We start from the raw sequence: 15,860 nt of genomic DNA, 5'->3' as shown, positions 1-15,860 counted from the left end.
GCGAGATGGAACATTATATAAGTTTGCTAATTCGCTCTATTTTTATCGAAAACATGGCATTGTCCTTTTTCCTTGGAATGTGTACTTTTCTTGCTGTATCGAAGAAAGTCACTACCGCCATGGGGCTCGGTGTCGCCGTTATCGTCGTATTGGCGATTTCTGTACCTGTTAACCAGATAATTTATCAGGGGCTACTAGCACCGGGTGCTTTATCATGGGCTGGTGCACCTGAAGCTGATTTGAGCTTTTTGAAGTTCATTACCTTTATTGGTGTGATCGCAGCACTGGTTCAAATTCTTGAAATGGTACTCGATAAATATTTTCCGCCGTTATATAACGCATTGGGGATCTTCCTACCGTTAATCACTGTTAACTGTGCCATTTTTGGTGCGGTTTCTTTCATGGTTGAACGTGATTACAACCTAACTGAAAGCTTTGTTTTTGGCGTAGGTTCAGGTATTGGTTGGGCACTAGCGGTTGTGTTGTTAGCGGGTATTCGTGAAAAAATGAAATATGCTGATGTACCTAATGGACTACGTGGCTTAGGTATTACCTTTGTTACTGCAGGTCTGATGGCATTAGGTTTCATGTCGTTTTCTGGTGTGTCCCTATAATAGGGGCCTACTGGCTTCTTAATTTGGACCTTTAAGGATAAGTTAATGGATATTCTTAAATCTACTCCACTCGAGGTTTATCTCGGTGTGAGTATGTTTACTGTCATTGTGTTAGTTTTAGTACTGATTATTTTATTCGCTAAATCTAAACTAGTGAACAACGGTAACATTACAATTGGCATCAATGACGATCCTGCTAAAGGGATTAGTTTACCTGCTGGCGGTAAGTTACTGGGTGCACTGGCTGAACAAGGTATTTTTATATCGAGCGCCTGTGGCGGTGGTGGTACCTGTGGTCAGTGTAAAGTACAAGTTAAATCTGGTGGTGGCGATATTTTACCAACAGAGCTTGGGCATATTAGTAAAGGTGAGGCTCGTGAGGGTTGTCGTTTATCTTGTCAGGTAAGCGTAAAAACCAATATGGAAATTGAGCTCGAAGAGGAAATCTTCGGCGTGAAGAAGTGGGAATGTACTGTTATCTCTAATGATAACAAAGCCACCTTCATTAAAGAGCTTAAGCTTCAAATTCCTGATGGTGATTCGGTGCCGTTTCGTGCTGGTGGTTATATTCAAATTCAGGCCCCTGCGCATCACGTTAAATATGCAGACTATGATATTCCTGCTGAGTACCGTGGCGATTGGGATCATTTCGGTTTCTTTAAGCTTGAGTCTAAGGTTGATGACGAAACCATCCGTGCATATTCAATGGCGAACTATCCTGAAGAGGAAGGTATCATCATGCTTAATGTGCGTATTGCTTCACCACCACCGCGTAATCTCACGCTACCTTGCGGCAAGATGTCTTCTTACATCTTTAGTTTAAACGCGGGTGATAAAGTGACTATTTCTGGTCCATTTGGTGAGTTTTTCGCGAAAGAGACTGATAATGAAATGGTGTTTGTTGGCGGTGGTGCTGGTATGGCTCCTATGCGTTCACATATCTTCGATCAGCTTAAGCGTCTTAATACTAATCGTAAGATGAGTTTTTGGTATGGGGCACGTTCTAAGCGCGAAATGTTCTATGTTGAAGATTTTGATGGTCTAGCGGCTGACAATGAAAACTTTGACTGGCACGTTGCTTTATCAGATCCTCAACCAGAGGATGATTGGGAAGGTAAAACAGGTTTCATTCATAATGTCCTTTATGAAAGCTACTTACGTGATCATGAAGCGCCAGAAGATTGTGAGTACTACATGTGTGGTCCTCCAATGATGAATGCGGCCGTTATTGGTATGCTGAAAGAGCTCGGTGTTGAAGATGAAAATATCTTACTCGATGATTTTGGTGGCTAATATTAGCGACAGTGCTTGGATCTGATGGTTCAAGTATTCTTTATAAAGAGAGAGTAAAGTGTCATGATTTACTCTCTTTCTTTATATCCAGTTTTTAGCCAAACATCAGTTTATTGTAATAAGGATTTAGGTCACAATGAAAAAGACCTTAGCAAACTGGCTAGCCCTTATATGGTTAGCCTTTTTTGTTTCTGCATGTTCTCAACCTGTTGAAACACTTTCCCTTTCAGGTCACACCATGGGCACCACTTACCACATTAAAGTGGTGCCGAATGCGTCGCTACCAAAGGCAAATGTACTCCAAGCTGAAATTGATCTTGCACTGGAAAAAGTCAATGATCAAATGTCGACCTATCGTTTAGACTCAGAATTGTCTCGGTTTAACTCAGCGGGGTTAAGTGAGCCGATCACAGTATCAGCGGATACGATGACGGTCATAAACCAAGCCATTCATCTTTATCACATCACAGATGGTGCGCTAGACATTACCTTAGGTCCCTTGGTCAATTTGTGGGGGTTTGGTCCTGACAAACGTCCGACGCATATTCCATCAAAAGCAGAAATTGCTGAGGCCAAAGCCCGCACGGGGATAGAATATCTGCGTGTGGATGGTCATACCTTAATGAAAGAAAAGAGTGATCTTTATGTCGATTTATCCTCTATTGCTAAAGGTTTTGGTGTCGATATTGTCGCGGCACTCTTAGCGCAATATCATGTCACTGGTTACTTAGTCGAAGTCGGTGGCGAGCTCAGTGTTTTTGGTAAAAAAATGGATGGCTCAGCTTGGCATGTTGCCATAGAACAGCCTGAGATGGACGATCGTGAAATACAGCAAGTTATCGCACCAGGGGATATGGCCATTGCTACGTCTGGTGATTACCGTAATTATTATGAAGAAGACGGTCGCCAGTTTTCACACCTTATTGATCCACGTACCGGTTTCCCCATCAACCATCGCTTGGCTTCGGTGACGGTACTGCATCAGCAATCTATGGTTGCTGATGGTTACGCCACAGCCATGATGGTGTTGGGAACCCAAGCTTCTCTAGCGCTTGCTAAGCGTGAAAATTTAGCCATTATGTTAATAGAAAAACAAGACTCGGGCTTCAAGGTTTATTACAGTGATGCTTTTAGACCATTTTTAGATGAATAAGGGGGGATTGTCTTCGTTTGAACGGTTGAGAGTGATAGCATGGGCATTCTGATGTTATAATGTAAAACACGCTTTGTTGGAGTATATCATGGGTACATTTATAGCGGCTTTTGTCGTGTTATTGCTGTTTTTTCTATTGATGTCGATAGGCTATATTGTAAAACGTACCGCAGTTGCGGGAAGTTGCGGTGGTTTAGGTACTCTCGGTATTGATAAAGCGTGTGATTGTGACGATCCATGTGAAAGTCGTAAAACTAAAATACTTGCCGAAGAGGCAAGGCATGAGAGGCTAAGCAAGCAGCGTATTCTTTAACTCATACATTAGTGCGGTGATCAGGCGGCATTGATGCTGTTAATTTATTGCGTTGTAAAATAAATTTAAAAGGGTATGACCAGTGTCATGCCCTTATTTTGTCGCTGATACAATGGTCAGCCGCCAAGGTGATATGTACCAGCTTAGTTTTTGTTAGATCCCCTCCTTGGCTGTTGTCTGTCAACTATACTTAATATCTTAATGATCACAGTGTTTGTGGGGTGTACAGTTAATATGACTTCTACGCAATTAACCATAAGTCTTTATTATGAGTAAAAAACCGCAAGCGGTTTTAGAATCGATAGTCCAAATGACTGATCAGCGTCAATTGGATTCGTTGGCAGAAAGTTTAGTGTCAACCGTCATGCAGATGGTCAAGGTTGAGCAGGTAAAAATACTAGCGGTAGATCCCTATCTTGATCGCCATGCTGCCGCGAATCAATTAAGCTTACAGGCTGATGTAAGCGCCTGTCATGTATTCCACGAATGCCTAAAAACCCATGCGGTGGCTCAAGTATCGACTCCTTTAGGTGAACCCAAAACGCGTGAACAAATCGCGATCCCCATTATGTTAAAAGACAGCGTGGTGATGATTTTATGGGTCACCAGTGAACATCTTTGTGCACAAGATATTCAAATGCTGATTGGTTTTTCGAAAGTGTATGAGAACTTTCAGTCTATGGTGATTGAGAGTGAAACCGATCCGTTAACTGGGTTGCTAAATAGAAAAGCCTTTCTGCCTCGATTAATGAAAGTGACTCAAGCGTTAAGAAAAGCTGCGATTGATGGGGTTATCGAACCAGAAAAATACCAGCCAAGTTTACAAAGTCACTGGCTGTGTATTTTTGATATCGATAAATTTAAATTGATTAACGACACCTTTGGCCATCTCTATGGTGATGAAATATTGCTTGATATGGTGAAGGTAATGAAAGCCACTTTCAACGAACACGACAGCATATTTAGGTTTGGCGGTGATGAGTTTGTGGTGTTAATGTCAAAACGCACTAAAGCTGATATGTTGACCCTGTGCGAAGACTTTTCTCACAAATTGTCTATTAATCATGGTCGTGAAGTCAACGTGACCATCTCGATGGGGATCATCGAAGTCAATAGTGTTGAAGAGCCCAGCGAACTGCTGATAAAAGCGGATAAAGCCTTGTATCATATTAAAGAAACCGGCCGTAATCGAGTGGGGCTGTACGAAGATTTAGTCGCCGACGGCTCAATTATCCCGTTAACGATAGAAGATGATATCGAGCTGTTTTAAGCATTGTTGTCGCTGTTTTATCATCAGTTATTTGGGCATATTGTTGTTACTTATGTTTTTTTACTTAAACCTGAATCTACACCGACACCCAATTTTAAAACTAAAACAAGCTATGCACTTGTAACCACTTTCTTAGTGAACATTAAGTGAATAATATTTTTTAGCACAGAGATGTTTACGGTATATCTGTCAATGTAGATCGTGTCATTATTGTCTTATTTTGTAGAGGTATAGTGGTATTAATTTCCGTTAAAATGGAAAGAGCAACGCTGTCTCGAGATGATTAATCCATAGCTTTAATGATAAAGCCCTGAAACTCTATTGTATTTATACCTCTTTGGAATACTTCTTCAATTAAGCTCTTTGCTAATCTAAATGATAACGTGTTTGATTAGCAACATTATGATATTTAAGGGAATTGGTATTTTTTTGGAATGTGTATTAGTCTCTATTGACTAGGGAGATTTATTTCTTAACGCGTGTTTAATTTTGGAGACAATCAAATGAAAGGCCAACCTAAGGTAGTGAGTCAGCTGAATAAGGTACTTACCTTTGAGCTGACAGCAATAAACCAGTACTTCCTTCACGCCAGAATGTTTAAAAATTGGGGGCTGGAGTCACTCGATAAAGTCGAATACAAAAAATCCATTCAGGACATGAAGCATGCTGATAAATTAATTGAGCGAGTGCTGTTTCTTGAAGGTTTGCCTAATTTACAAATGTTACAAAGATTACGCATAGGCGAACACAGTGAAGAAATGCTCAGCTGCGACAAAGAGATGTTGGAGGAACAACTGGTGTTACTGCGTGGCTCCATTGAGTTATGCGAAACTGAGCGAGATTATGTTAGCCGAGATATGCTGGAAGATATTCTTGAAGATGAAGAAGAGCACCTAGATTGGCTTGAGGCTCAGCAAGAGTTAATTAACCTGACAGGTATTCAAAATTACTTACAATCAAAAATGGACAAATAAGAGGCAAATATGAAAGGTGATAAAGAGGTTATCGATACACTCAATCAGCTGTTGACCGGTGAATTATCGGCAATGGATCAATATTTTGTCCATGGGTTGATGTATGAAGATTGGGGCTTAAATGAGTTGCATCAACGTATCTCTCATGAGTCAGATGATGAGCGAGAGCATGCAAAAAAATTAGTGCAACGTATCTTGTTTTTAGAAGGCACACCAGATGTGGCCAGTCGTGAAGCACTGAACATAGGCAAGAATACTCAGGATATGCTCAAAAGTGATCTTAATTATGAGTATTACGTTGCCGATAACCTGCGTAAGGCGATTACCCTATGCGAGAAGAAAAAAGATTATCAGACCCGTGAGATCTTAGAGGTGTTACTGGATGACACTGAATCAGATCACATGCATTGGCTTGAAAAGCAATTGGGTTTAATTGATAAAATTGGATTGCAGAACTACTTACAATCCAAGATGTGAGTTAATGTCACTTCACCTGCAGTTTATTTAACATCAGAGGTTAAATATAGAGGTTAAATATAGAGGTTAAATATAGAGGTTAAATATAGAGGTTAAATATAGAGGCTTATTATGGTGTTAGGCCTCTGTTATCACCCTTCACTATCCTTTACCTGAGATAAGAGGCCGTAAGTGGTTTATAGCCATGAACATATCTTAAGCTAATGTTATCCATGCATTGATGTGTTCTGCTAACTCGCGTGGTTTTTCTAAGGGAAGCATGTGGCCAGAACCTGATGTAGAAATGACTGATAACTCGGTGTTTGATGCTCTGATTTGATTAAACCATGGTAAATCAATTAGCTGATCACCTTCGCTATAGTAAAAATAAGTCTGCGATGGAAGCTGATCTAGGGTTGGTGAAAGATCTTTTCTTATTGAGGTATATTGGTACTGGCTAATTAATTCATTTTTGCCGAGGTTGTTATCCATGCTCGAGATTAACGCTATCAGTTCATCAAAATTTTTTCTGCGGGTATCGTTAAATAAATCGGCTCAATTGAGGGGAACCCATCAAACTAGGGTAACAAATTGACAATTGAAGCCTGAGGGATCAAGCTACATTTTTAATGTAATTGTTCTGCAAAACAATGACGATAACAACAAGAACCCCATGCTTTATCAAACACAACTAACTCCCTCAGACAAACTCGATCTTCTACTAAAAACCGCCGCTTGCCAAGCTCATGGAGCAATTACTTCGCTAGCGAACGAATTTTCCATCTCCCGTAAAGCCGTATACACAGCCCGTGATGCGATATTCAACGCTTTCAACGACCTGTGCAGTGACAAGAATCAGCCTCAATACATTACCTGTGTTGGGGTGGATAAGTCACAGCTTCGCCGAACTATCGTGGCGCTATCGATTACATCAGCCAATTCAATTCGCGCCATTCAAGAACAAATTCCTATTATCTATCCCGGTTGCTCCGTGAGTTTTGGCTATATCCAAGGGGTGATCGTTGAAGCACAAGAACAAGCGGCACTCTTTAACAAAACCGTCCCGCTCGACAAGATCAACAGTATCGCCATTGATGAAATGTTTAGTCAAGGAGAGCCTGTACTGGCGGGGATTGACCTTGATAGTGGGTATTAATTTTCGTTATCACATGAGACATCACGTGATGCCGCAACATGGGCATGGGTGCTCAAAGAAGCTAAACAGCAAGGTCTGGCGACTAAGCATGTCGTTAAAGATGGGGCGAAAGGGATTGCCAAAGGGGTTGAATTGACCTTTGATGCAATAGAGCAGCGAGATGATGCTTTTCATGCCGTTTATTTAGCGGGGAAATCCCGATTAAAACTCGAAAACAAAGCCTATCGTCATATTGCCTATGAAGCGGATGCACAAAAGAAATACCTCAAATCCTCCCCTGATAATAAGCGAAGTTTAGCAAAATCATTAGATTGGGCGAAGAAGAAATGCGCGGCAGCCATTGACAGATATACCTTAGCCGTCCAGGCGGTTCAACAAATTCGCCTGGCATTTTGCAGCGTTAATTTTAACACAGGTGAGTTGATAACGGCTGACACTGCCCAGCAGTTATTAACCCAAGCGGTAGCGACGTTACGAGAAACTCAACATCATGATTGTACTCGTGTTGCGCTTTACTTAGAAAATCGCATAAAAGGATTAACTCTTGCGACATCAGCGATATATCAACACTTATCGGCGTTGAAAAGTGACTATTCAGATGAGGCTATTTCATTGACTTGTCGTATCATTGAGCGCAAGAGGAAACTTAAGAAAATGAACCCGTGGAAGCGAAAACAAGTCAGTAAAGAAATGGTTGGGGCCTATTATCTGCTTTGTCGCGAGCTTGATGAAGAGGGCGTGAATGCGATCAAGGCAACAATAGAAGGACTGTTTCAAACTCGCCATATGGCTTCCAGTGCCATTGAAGGATTTAACGCTACTCTTCGCTCTTATCTGTACGTAAGAAAAGGGGTTAATCAAGGATTCCTTGAACTTTTTAAGGCATGGCATAATCTGCGTCATCGTCGCTGGGGACGACATCAGGGTACATCAGCTTATGAATTACTGTCGGGCAAGACTGTGACCGATTGGCTCAGTCTTTTGGGGTTCCCGCCCACAAAAATAAGTCATTAAAACCACTCAAAACATAGAGTGAAAATAAACCAGTGCGGCATAACCTAAACTGGGGATCGCTATTGGATCTGTTACCCTAAACACCCCTTAAATGATCGGTCCCAATTGAGGGATGTAAATGGGGTACCAGCTTCGACCATAGCTGCTCGTTACACATTGTGCCTAGAATGAAATATAACTTTTTATCATGAATGCTGTTAGCGTACAATTTGTTTAGCGATGTTTTCAATGCACCTGACTGCTGACTGACTCACAGCTGAGAGTTGGAAGAAACCATGAATAACGCCTAAATATCTCTCGCAATAGGCTTCTACACCACTTGCAAGTAGTTTTTTATACAGCTGCTCACCTTCATCTCTTAATGGGTCAAATTCGGCAGTGATTATATATGTTGGAGGTAATCCCAAAAAGTCGTCACGCTGTAAAGGAGATATTTCAGGATGCTGACTATTAATATTGGTTCCAGCTAAATACATTTCAAAACCTGAAAGTAGCATTGAACGCGTAATGACGAAATGTTGACCGTTTTCTGCATAACTTTTTGAGCTACCTAGTGCATCTAACATTGGATAAATTAGAATTTGCTTTTGTGGTAACCAATCAGTGTCTCTCTTTAATCTTAAAGATGTGATTAAAGCGAGGTGAGCGCCAGCACTATCGCCTACAAAGGTTATTTTTTTGGGATCGCCACCATACTTGTTAGCATGTTCACGGATAAATATAGCGGCGTTATAAGCATCATCATGTGCTGCGGGATAATGGTGTTGGGGGGCAAGTCGATATTGGATGCAGATAACAATCGTATTTGATAGTTTTGCTAACTGTCTCAATTGCTGTTCGTGAGTTGCAAATCCACCACTGATAAAACAACCGCCATGAAAATATATTGTTAAGGCTAGTTTCTCTTCAGATGTAGGCTTAAATATTTTAACTTTGATACCATTGAGATTATCTTGGTATTCTTGATGCATTTGAGGGCTAGCGCCCGCTAATACAGTGCTATTTATGTACCCTTGTCTACGTTGAATGACTGATTGTTTAGACGGACAGGGACACCCAGCTTCAATGAAGTCTGTAACCAGTTCCCTTATGCCTGGTTCAATTTGATTCAGCACGTTATGCATCCTAAAATTTCTTTATGTTAAGTTTGGGTATGATACAGGCTCGTCAGTCAATAATGTCATTTATGATAAAATAAAGCACCGCTCACCATTAATAGAGAGTATGGTGGTTGCTTTATATTCATGTTAATGTCGATATTCATAATTTTATACTAAGTGCTTAACTATATCATTTCAGCATCTGGTTTTTTTGTTATCCGATTGCGTATGTCTCTTCTACAAATTTCAATCGCCCACATCCACAGTATATGGCCAAATGTTTCTGAAAATAGTTCATTGTAAGGCAAGCTCCACATAGGTGGAGCCCAATCAAAAAGAGGAAGCAGCACACCATGAAACCCTAGTGTAATAAAAATAGCAAACATGGCTCCTTGCCATAATTTAATACTGGGAAAGATTTCAGCACATAAACAGTACAGCATGGCGAATACAATAGAAAAACCATGATGAATACCAGCAACGCCCCAATTGATCACATGTTCAGAATAATTGAATGTCAAATCTTGCGCTTTAACGCCTAAATCCATTAACATTTCCATTGGAGGGATTGCTCTGTCTGGTGTGCGAGGTGGAAAAGGAATTTCAGTCCCCCATTTAACAAAACTGGCTAGATTACCACCTAGGAATCCAGCCCAAAGAGCCACACCATAATGTCTGTTTTTAATGTCTGTAGTCGCGAATATATTCAATTGATTAACACCTAAAATAAAATAGAAAAATGGATTAATTCATCACCAAAGGTAAATAATACTGATTAAATTCATTATCTGATATATGTTATATAAGAATAATTTTAAAACAAGCCATCTAAATATAATGAAGCCATTTTATTTTTTATTTGGTGATTTTGTTAATAATAAATATTAACCTCACTAAGGATATTTGAAATAACAATGCCATATACATGTATTTTTTCTGAGTTCTAGCGAATGTGTATTGAACCATTTATGAGGGAGTTGTGGGTAAGATTATGATACTCTCAAATCTGCCAATGATGAACAATAATAGGGATGTGGTTGCGGCCAAGTCTACAGGAGTGTTAGTGAAAAAATCAGATGTACTTGAAGATGCACTACGAAGAACAGCAATAATACATCAATCACACAGCCTTAAAGCGTTTTTATCCGCTTGTTTTTTAGAGGTGAAATTAGATGATTTTAACGACCAAGGTTGGCAAAAATGCCATGAGCTCATTGCCCATGATGAATTAGCGACCGAGGTATTGTTTAGTCCAAGTATCGAAAGTCAGTGTTTTCATCCGCAAAGAATAGACGGCATACTCAAAAGAGGCTTGTTTCCTGCCTCATATATTGCCATGAAATCTTGGTTAGCGCATTCTAGTATTGAAGAGATATTTTCATTTTATGAGAAGCAAGCTATTGAGGGGAATGAGTATTTACTGCATACCGTTTCAATACTGCTATCATTTAAACGACTTTGGCCAAGTTTAGATGCACAACAACTCCCTTATGCAATAGAGAGGTTTACTGAGTTTGTGACCTCTACGTATTATCATAACAACCACATCGAATACCCACAGAATACGTGTTCGTTAATTCAAGAGATATCCGTTGAAAATGCTATTTTAAAAGCGGTTTCTCAACCAGGGTTTTGGGGACATAATTTAATTTGTTTGTCCTGGTTACTAGACGCTGAAGACTTGGTCAGTGCTGAATTTAGAGAAGGAGTGTTAGCCTTTATTATTGAACAGTCTAATTGGGTTTTCCCTGATGCTGATGACGTTCTCAATCAGGCTATATTTGAAACATTAGTGGCTAATACCGATAGAGCAGCATTTCATCAAGCCATTAATCATTTGATATATGGCTCAACACGGAACATACATCAAATCACACTTGCTGCGGCATTGGTTAGTATGTGGGATCGTGTCGATAGCTTAGAGATAAAAGCAAACTTATACAAAATATGTTGTTATTTTTCCAGCGAGGCTTACTAAAATGCCAGATATAAATTTATTAGAAATAGTGCAAAGGGGATGGGATGCAGTAGGTCGTGGTGATTTTGATGCCTTGATAGAAGACTATGTTGAGGACATGATTTTTATTATGCCTGGGCAGGCTGATATTCTCGAAGGTCGGCAAGCATTTCGTCAAGCATTGAATGGTTTTGGAGAGGTTCTCCCGCCTAAATTTGAAATCACCTGCATTCGCCATTTGAAAGGTGAGCGGGAAGTGGTGTCAATCGTTGAATGGCGATCAGCGAAAGTAGCAGGCTCTCAATTGTCAGTTCTTTTTAAATTTAAAGAAGACAAAATTTCAGAAGAACGTTGGTTTGTTGACACCGTGCAATGGAAAAGTGCTTTTTAATATCAAAAAATACAATAAGAATATCGCATTTTAAGGATCTAACGCTGATGGAAAAATGGGGTTAGAGTAAACCTCATAAGGAAGTTGTAATGAGTTATAAAAATAAAGAACTGTGTACAGTCAGAACAATAACGACTTTTTTATCCTTGACTGATGACAAGGAGCTTTGGGAGCAAGAAATTGTTAAGGCATCAACATTTTGTGCTGATTTATCTGCAGAAATGCAAGAAAATGGTTATACGGTACAATCGGTTAGAATTGTAACTAACCCATTCGGAGAATACCTCAATACAGATAGCCTAGCACTGGCAAGTGCTGATTTAACCTATCTCAGCCAATTATTGAACTCTTCTGATACATCAGGCGTTCGTGTTCGGTTTGCGATTGGCGAAGCTAACACCAAGAATGAAATCGACATGCTGCCAGAATTGATTAAAGAGTTTGGCGATTTATGTAATGTTTGTGTCAATGTTGCTCTTGATGAATGTGGTATTCTCGATAATGAACTTATTATGCACTCAGCTGCAGCGATAAAAAAAATAAGTAATATCACGCCAAGAGGCGAAGGAAACTTTAACTTTACGGTTAATTTTAACTGTGAGCCTTTGATCCCTTACTTTCCTGCAAGCTATCATAAAAGTGCACTTGGAAACCGGTTTGTTATTGGTTTGGAAACGCCAGACTTATTAGTTAATGTACTTAAGGATTTTAATCAAGACGCAGAGGGGAAAGCCCATAATGCTTTGTTCAAAGGTTACTATGAGGCGATGAGTACAGCGCTTCAGTATCATATATCTCAGATCCAAAACATAATAGATCAATCACCTATTAATATGACATTTGCTTTTTCTGGCTTTGATAGCTCAGCAGCGCCCTCTAAAAATTGTGCGAGCATGGCCGAAGTGTATGAACTGATGGGCGTGGAGTACTTTGGTGCTTCAGGCACAGTTGAAGCATCGGCATTATTAACTAAGGTATTTAAATCGGTTAAAGGTGTCGATTTGGTCGGCTTTTCAGGGTTAATGTTGGCATTAACTGAAGACATGGGGTTAGCTCAAGGGACGGTGAGTTCACATTTCGATATTCGCTCTTTGTTAACATATAGCTCAGTTTGTGGCATTGGCTTAGATACGGTGCCCATTCCTGGGGATACCTCAATTGATAAAATATCAGCCTTGATGAGAGATACGGGGACAATGGCGTACCGGTTAAATAAACCATTAACAGTGCGTGTGTTTCCTGTTCCTGGATTAGTCGCTGGAGATATGACGGTATTTGAAAGCGAAGACTTGTGTAACTGTGCCGTGTTAGCGGTTCCGTGATCAAGGGAGTTTATTACCATGGAATGCCCGTTCTTGCTTAGCTGGGCATTTCTTCTAGCATGCGATAAGTGTAAGGTTAATCCAAGAGCTAACCCTCTAGATTTTTTACCATAAAATATTTGCAGCCTGTTTTAGGGTAAGCTTTTTTAGTCCATTGGAGTGTATAGCCTCTGCTTTCATAAAAAGGGCGGGCTTGGAAGTTTAATGTGTCTAAAATGGCATAGATACAGCCTCTATCGATAGCAATGTTCTCTGCTTTAGCCAGTAGTTGACTGCCGATGTCTTGCCCTCTAAGCGTTTCACTTACCCATAGATTATCTATCTGTAACCAATTGCCAAATGTCCGAGCGGAGAAGCCTGCGAGCAAGGTACCATGCTCATCTTCGAGTTTAAGCCCAAGCTTAAGTCGTTCAGATACTTCCCAGTGTTGCCAATTAAATTCAGCTATTTTTTGTTCGACGATGTTGGCGAATTCTTTACTGTCATCAAGTGTAAAGTCGAGTGTTGAAGTTGAGCTCATGTGTATTTCCATGTTGAATTATTATGTGGGGAGTATAAACTGGCTTTATTTATGTGATAAGTGCATATTAATCATATTGGAATGAACAAGATGCATAATAAATTGAATCGTATCGATCTTAACCTACTGAAGCTTTTCAGCGCTCTTTATGTTCACGGTAATGTTTCTGTAGCAGCGGAATCTATTAACCTGAGTCAATCAGCATTTAGTCATGCACTGGCACGGTTGAGAGTTCAACTCGATGATGCACTTTTTATTCGCAGCAATGCCAGAATGATCCCAACACAATACGCCATAAGTATTCATGTTAGAGTTGCCGAAGTGTTGACGACGCTTAACTCTTGTCTTGGACCACAGCCTGATTTTACGCCACTAAACAGTCGACATGAATTCAATTTTGCGGTGACCGATTTTACCACGCTCTTGATGATGCCTCGTTTAATCGCTCATTTAGCGCGAGTGGCTCCCAGCGTGAGAATTAATTTGACCAATCACAGTGAGAAGCTGCCTATTAGCGCCTTTGAAACCGGTAATATTGATTTCTCTTTGGGTTACTCTCATGATGAAACCGAACACACTTGTTTAATCAATGAATGGATTTGGTGGGAAGACAGTTATTGCACATTAGCCAATAATCGGTTATTAAGTTTAGATTTATCCACTTTTCTTGAACGTAAGCATATTTTAATTTCTCCATGGGGAGACAGAAAAGGAGTGGTTGATAAACAGCTAAATTTATTAGGCCATCATCGTGATATTGCTGTGCAACTGCCTAATGTAATGAACGCGCCTTTTCTTGTGGCTGAGTCTGATCTGCTGATAACTTTACCTAAATTTGCTGCGGTAGCATTGCAAAAAGCGTTGCCGATTAAGCGATTTGATGTACCGTTTGCTATGCCAAAGTATCAACTTAAGCTGTTCACTTACAGGCCGACTCAGGACAGCCCTGAGAATCGTTGGATGTTAGCACAATTAAAGCAGCTCTTTAAATCGGAGAACATGCCCGCTCTTCTGTGTTAAATTAGCGTCGAGTGTGAGTGGTATTGGTGATGGAGAATGGGATCGGGTACACTACTGCCTTTGTCAGTGAAATAAGTATTAAAAATGGAAACTTTGAATAGTCTTTATCCGGTAATTAAACACCTTCATTTAACGCTTGTTACTGTGAGCGTGCTGTTTTTTATTGTGCGTTTTGTGCTGCACCTTCGTCAATCTCCAGTCATGGAAAAAAAGCTAATTAAAATAGCGCCTCATGTCATTGACACTTTTTTACTCTTGTCTGGTTTAACGCTTTGTTTCATGATCAAGCAGTATCCAGTTGTTGATCCTTGGTTGAGTGAAAAATTAAGTGCTGTTGTCGCTTATATCATCTTGGGCGTTATCGCGTTGAAAGCCGATCGCAGTAAACTGTTTAAAATATTTGCGGCTTTAGGTGCAATAGCTTGGGTAGTATATGCGGCTAAGATTGCTATGTTCAAACAAGCTGTGTTGTTAGGATAATGATTATTTTACCACTTAACGATAAAATTGAACTGCCTGACATAGCTTTTGAAATTGGTGAGCACCTTCGCTTTTCCAAAGCAGAGACCGCTAATTGGGCTTGGTTAGAGCTTGCTGGCGCTGTGCTAAGCCATTATGTCGTCGACAGGCAAGCACGATTGGCTGGATTGTTACGTTGGTTTTATCAAGATTTGGGCTTTTGCATACGCCAGCCTTATTTCAGTGTAAAAGCGGCAGATTTAGGAACTTGCATCAGTAGTCGTCAGGGAAATAGCACCACGCTAGCCACAGTATTGATGTTATTGGCTAAGCAGTTAGATCTTAAGTTAGAGCCCATTTTATTACCAGGTATGACGGTTTTAAGTAGTCGAATTGATGGTGTTGTTAGCTATATTGACCCACTGAACGGCAATGAGTTAACCCGGCATCAGTTACATGTTTTAGTTCGAGGTGAGATGGGTAATGGCGCATCTCTTAAGGCAAGTTACCTTAAACCTGTTAGCTTAACGCGTTTGGTGTCGAGGATGCTTCATGAATTAAAAGCTGGCTGCATTGTTTCTCATCAGTTTGAACCTGCCATGGAATGCTGTAACCTGTTGTTACAATGGCATTCTGATGATCTTAATTTGAATCGTGAGCGTGCTTTTATTGCGCAGCAGTTAGGTTGTATCAGTGTTGCAGCGGCTGATCTTAAACACTTTGTTGATAACAGTCCGCATGATCCAGTTATCGAGTTGGTAAAACTACAATTGAAAGAGTTGCGAGAAATACAAGAGGTATACCATTAACAATCAATGACGGTAGAAAGCCTTTTACCGTCATCTGTT

Annotated in this window: 19 protein-coding genes; 15 read left to right on the top strand and 4 right to left on the bottom strand. The window is 40.3% G+C overall.

The window, feature by feature from the left end:
- The first annotated feature begins 5 nt into the window (after positions 1 to 5).
- The 7 genes from nqrE (at position 6) to bfr (HQQ94_RS18585) (ending at position 6,094) form a co-directional block, all read left to right on the top strand.
- Positions 6 to 614 (top strand): NADH:ubiquinone reductase (Na(+)-transporting) subunit E, encoded by a 609-nt coding sequence (gene nqrE / locus HQQ94_RS18615; protein WP_173295822.1) that lies wholly within the window; start codon positions 6 to 8, stop codon positions 612 to 614.
- A 45-nt stretch (positions 615 to 659) separates the two neighbouring features.
- Positions 660 to 1,907: an NADH:ubiquinone reductase (Na(+)-transporting) subunit F gene (gene nqrF, locus HQQ94_RS18610; protein ID WP_173295821.1), complete on the top strand. Its 1,248-nt coding sequence runs from the start codon at positions 660 to 662 to the stop codon at positions 1,905 to 1,907.
- 136 nt (positions 1,908 to 2,043) lie between these two features.
- Positions 2,044 to 3,060, top strand: a complete 1,017-nt coding sequence (locus HQQ94_RS18605; RefSeq protein WP_173295820.1) for an FAD:protein FMN transferase — start codon at positions 2,044 to 2,046, stop codon at positions 3,058 to 3,060.
- Positions 3,061 to 3,148: 88 nt separating this feature from the next.
- A complete protein-coding gene (gene nqrM, locus HQQ94_RS18600; protein WP_173295819.1) occupies positions 3,149 to 3,373 on the top strand; it encodes a (Na+)-NQR maturation NqrM in 225 nt (74 codons plus the stop codon).
- 268 nt (positions 3,374 to 3,641) lie between these two features.
- Positions 3,642 to 4,643 carry a GGDEF domain-containing protein gene (locus tag HQQ94_RS18595; protein WP_173295818.1) on the top strand — a complete coding sequence of 334 codons (1,002 nt, stop codon included), beginning with the start codon at positions 3,642 to 3,644 and terminating at the stop codon, positions 4,641 to 4,643.
- Between the two features lie 503 nt (positions 4,644 to 5,146).
- Positions 5,147 to 5,617, top strand: a complete 471-nt coding sequence (gene bfr / locus HQQ94_RS18590; RefSeq protein WP_173295817.1) for a bacterioferritin — start codon at positions 5,147 to 5,149, stop codon at positions 5,615 to 5,617.
- Between the two features lie 9 nt (positions 5,618 to 5,626).
- Positions 5,627 to 6,094: a bacterioferritin gene (gene bfr / locus HQQ94_RS18585; protein ID WP_173295816.1), complete on the top strand. Its 468-nt coding sequence runs from the start codon at positions 5,627 to 5,629 to the stop codon at positions 6,092 to 6,094.
- Between the two features lie 195 nt (positions 6,095 to 6,289).
- On the opposite strand, the gene HQQ94_RS18580 is transcribed toward bfr (HQQ94_RS18585), so the two are convergent.
- Entirely contained in the window at positions 6,290 to 6,565 is a 276-nt protein-coding gene (locus HQQ94_RS18580; protein WP_173295815.1) for an alpha/beta fold hydrolase, read from the bottom strand.
- 181 nt (positions 6,566 to 6,746) lie between these two features.
- On the opposite strand from HQQ94_RS18580, the gene HQQ94_RS18575 reads away from it, so the two are divergent.
- Both HQQ94_RS18575 and HQQ94_RS18570 read left to right on the top strand, forming a co-directional pair.
- Entirely contained in the window at positions 6,747 to 7,229 is a 483-nt protein-coding gene (locus HQQ94_RS18575) for a hypothetical protein (protein ID WP_173295814.1), read from the top strand.
- Between the two features lie 48 nt (positions 7,230 to 7,277).
- On the top strand, positions 7,278 to 8,243 hold the full coding sequence (locus HQQ94_RS18570) for a hypothetical protein (RefSeq protein WP_173295813.1): 966 nt from the start codon (positions 7,278 to 7,280) through the stop codon (positions 8,241 to 8,243).
- 197 nt (positions 8,244 to 8,440) lie between these two features.
- Here HQQ94_RS18570 and HQQ94_RS18565 read toward each other — a convergent pair whose 3' ends face one another.
- Together HQQ94_RS18565 and HQQ94_RS18560 are read right to left on the bottom strand one after the other, a co-directional pair.
- Entirely contained in the window at positions 8,441 to 9,367 is a 927-nt protein-coding gene (locus HQQ94_RS18565) for an alpha/beta hydrolase (RefSeq protein ID WP_254304100.1), read from the bottom strand.
- A 161-nt stretch (positions 9,368 to 9,528) separates the two neighbouring features.
- On the bottom strand, positions 9,529 to 10,053 hold the full coding sequence (locus HQQ94_RS18560) for a DUF1440 domain-containing protein (RefSeq protein WP_217274070.1): 525 nt from the start codon (positions 10,051 to 10,053) through the stop codon (positions 9,529 to 9,531).
- A gap of 281 nt (positions 10,054 to 10,334) precedes the next feature.
- Between HQQ94_RS18560 and HQQ94_RS18555 the strand changes: the two genes are divergently transcribed.
- From HQQ94_RS18555 to HQQ94_RS18545, 3 genes are all read left to right on the top strand, one after another.
- Complete coding sequence (locus HQQ94_RS18555) at positions 10,335 to 11,321, top strand: hypothetical protein (RefSeq protein WP_173295811.1); 987 nt, start codon at positions 10,335 to 10,337, stop codon at positions 11,319 to 11,321.
- A 10-nt stretch (positions 11,322 to 11,331) separates the two neighbouring features.
- Positions 11,332 to 11,691 (top strand): nuclear transport factor 2 family protein, encoded by a 360-nt coding sequence (locus HQQ94_RS18550; protein WP_173296718.1) that lies wholly within the window; start codon positions 11,332 to 11,334, stop codon positions 11,689 to 11,691.
- 89 nt (positions 11,692 to 11,780) lie between these two features.
- A complete protein-coding gene (locus tag HQQ94_RS18545) occupies positions 11,781 to 13,013 on the top strand; it encodes a DUF711 family protein (protein ID WP_173295810.1) in 1,233 nt (410 codons plus the stop codon).
- An 88-nt stretch (positions 13,014 to 13,101) separates the two neighbouring features.
- Here the strand turns inward: HQQ94_RS18545 and HQQ94_RS18540 are convergent, their stop codons facing one another.
- Positions 13,102 to 13,533, bottom strand: coding sequence for an N-acetyltransferase (locus HQQ94_RS18540; protein ID WP_173295809.1), 432 nt, complete (start codon positions 13,531 to 13,533; stop codon positions 13,102 to 13,104).
- A 90-nt stretch (positions 13,534 to 13,623) separates the two neighbouring features.
- On the opposite strand from HQQ94_RS18540, the gene HQQ94_RS18535 reads away from it, so the two are divergent.
- The 3 genes from HQQ94_RS18535 to HQQ94_RS18525 all read left to right on the top strand — a co-directional run bounded on the left by HQQ94_RS18535 (position 13,624) and on the right by HQQ94_RS18525 (position 15,821).
- Complete coding sequence (locus HQQ94_RS18535) at positions 13,624 to 14,553, top strand: LysR family transcriptional regulator (protein WP_254304099.1); 930 nt, start codon at positions 13,624 to 13,626, stop codon at positions 14,551 to 14,553.
- Between the two features lie 84 nt (positions 14,554 to 14,637).
- Positions 14,638 to 15,033 (top strand): SirB2 family protein, encoded by a 396-nt coding sequence (locus tag HQQ94_RS18530; protein ID WP_173295807.1) that lies wholly within the window; start codon positions 14,638 to 14,640, stop codon positions 15,031 to 15,033.
- Positions 15,033 to 15,821, top strand: coding sequence for a tetratricopeptide repeat protein (locus HQQ94_RS18525; protein WP_173295806.1), 789 nt, complete (start codon positions 15,033 to 15,035; stop codon positions 15,819 to 15,821). The genes HQQ94_RS18530 and HQQ94_RS18525 overlap by 1 nt, the downstream gene beginning before the upstream one ends.
- The last annotated feature ends 39 nt before the right edge of the window (positions 15,822 to 15,860 follow it).

The organism is Shewanella sp. VB17, from assembly GCF_013248905.1.
Taxonomy (GTDB): domain Bacteria; phylum Pseudomonadota; class Gammaproteobacteria; order Enterobacterales; family Shewanellaceae; genus Shewanella.
Note: the sequence above shows the minus strand (reverse complement) of the source record. Positions and strands in the feature narration are given on the sequence as shown.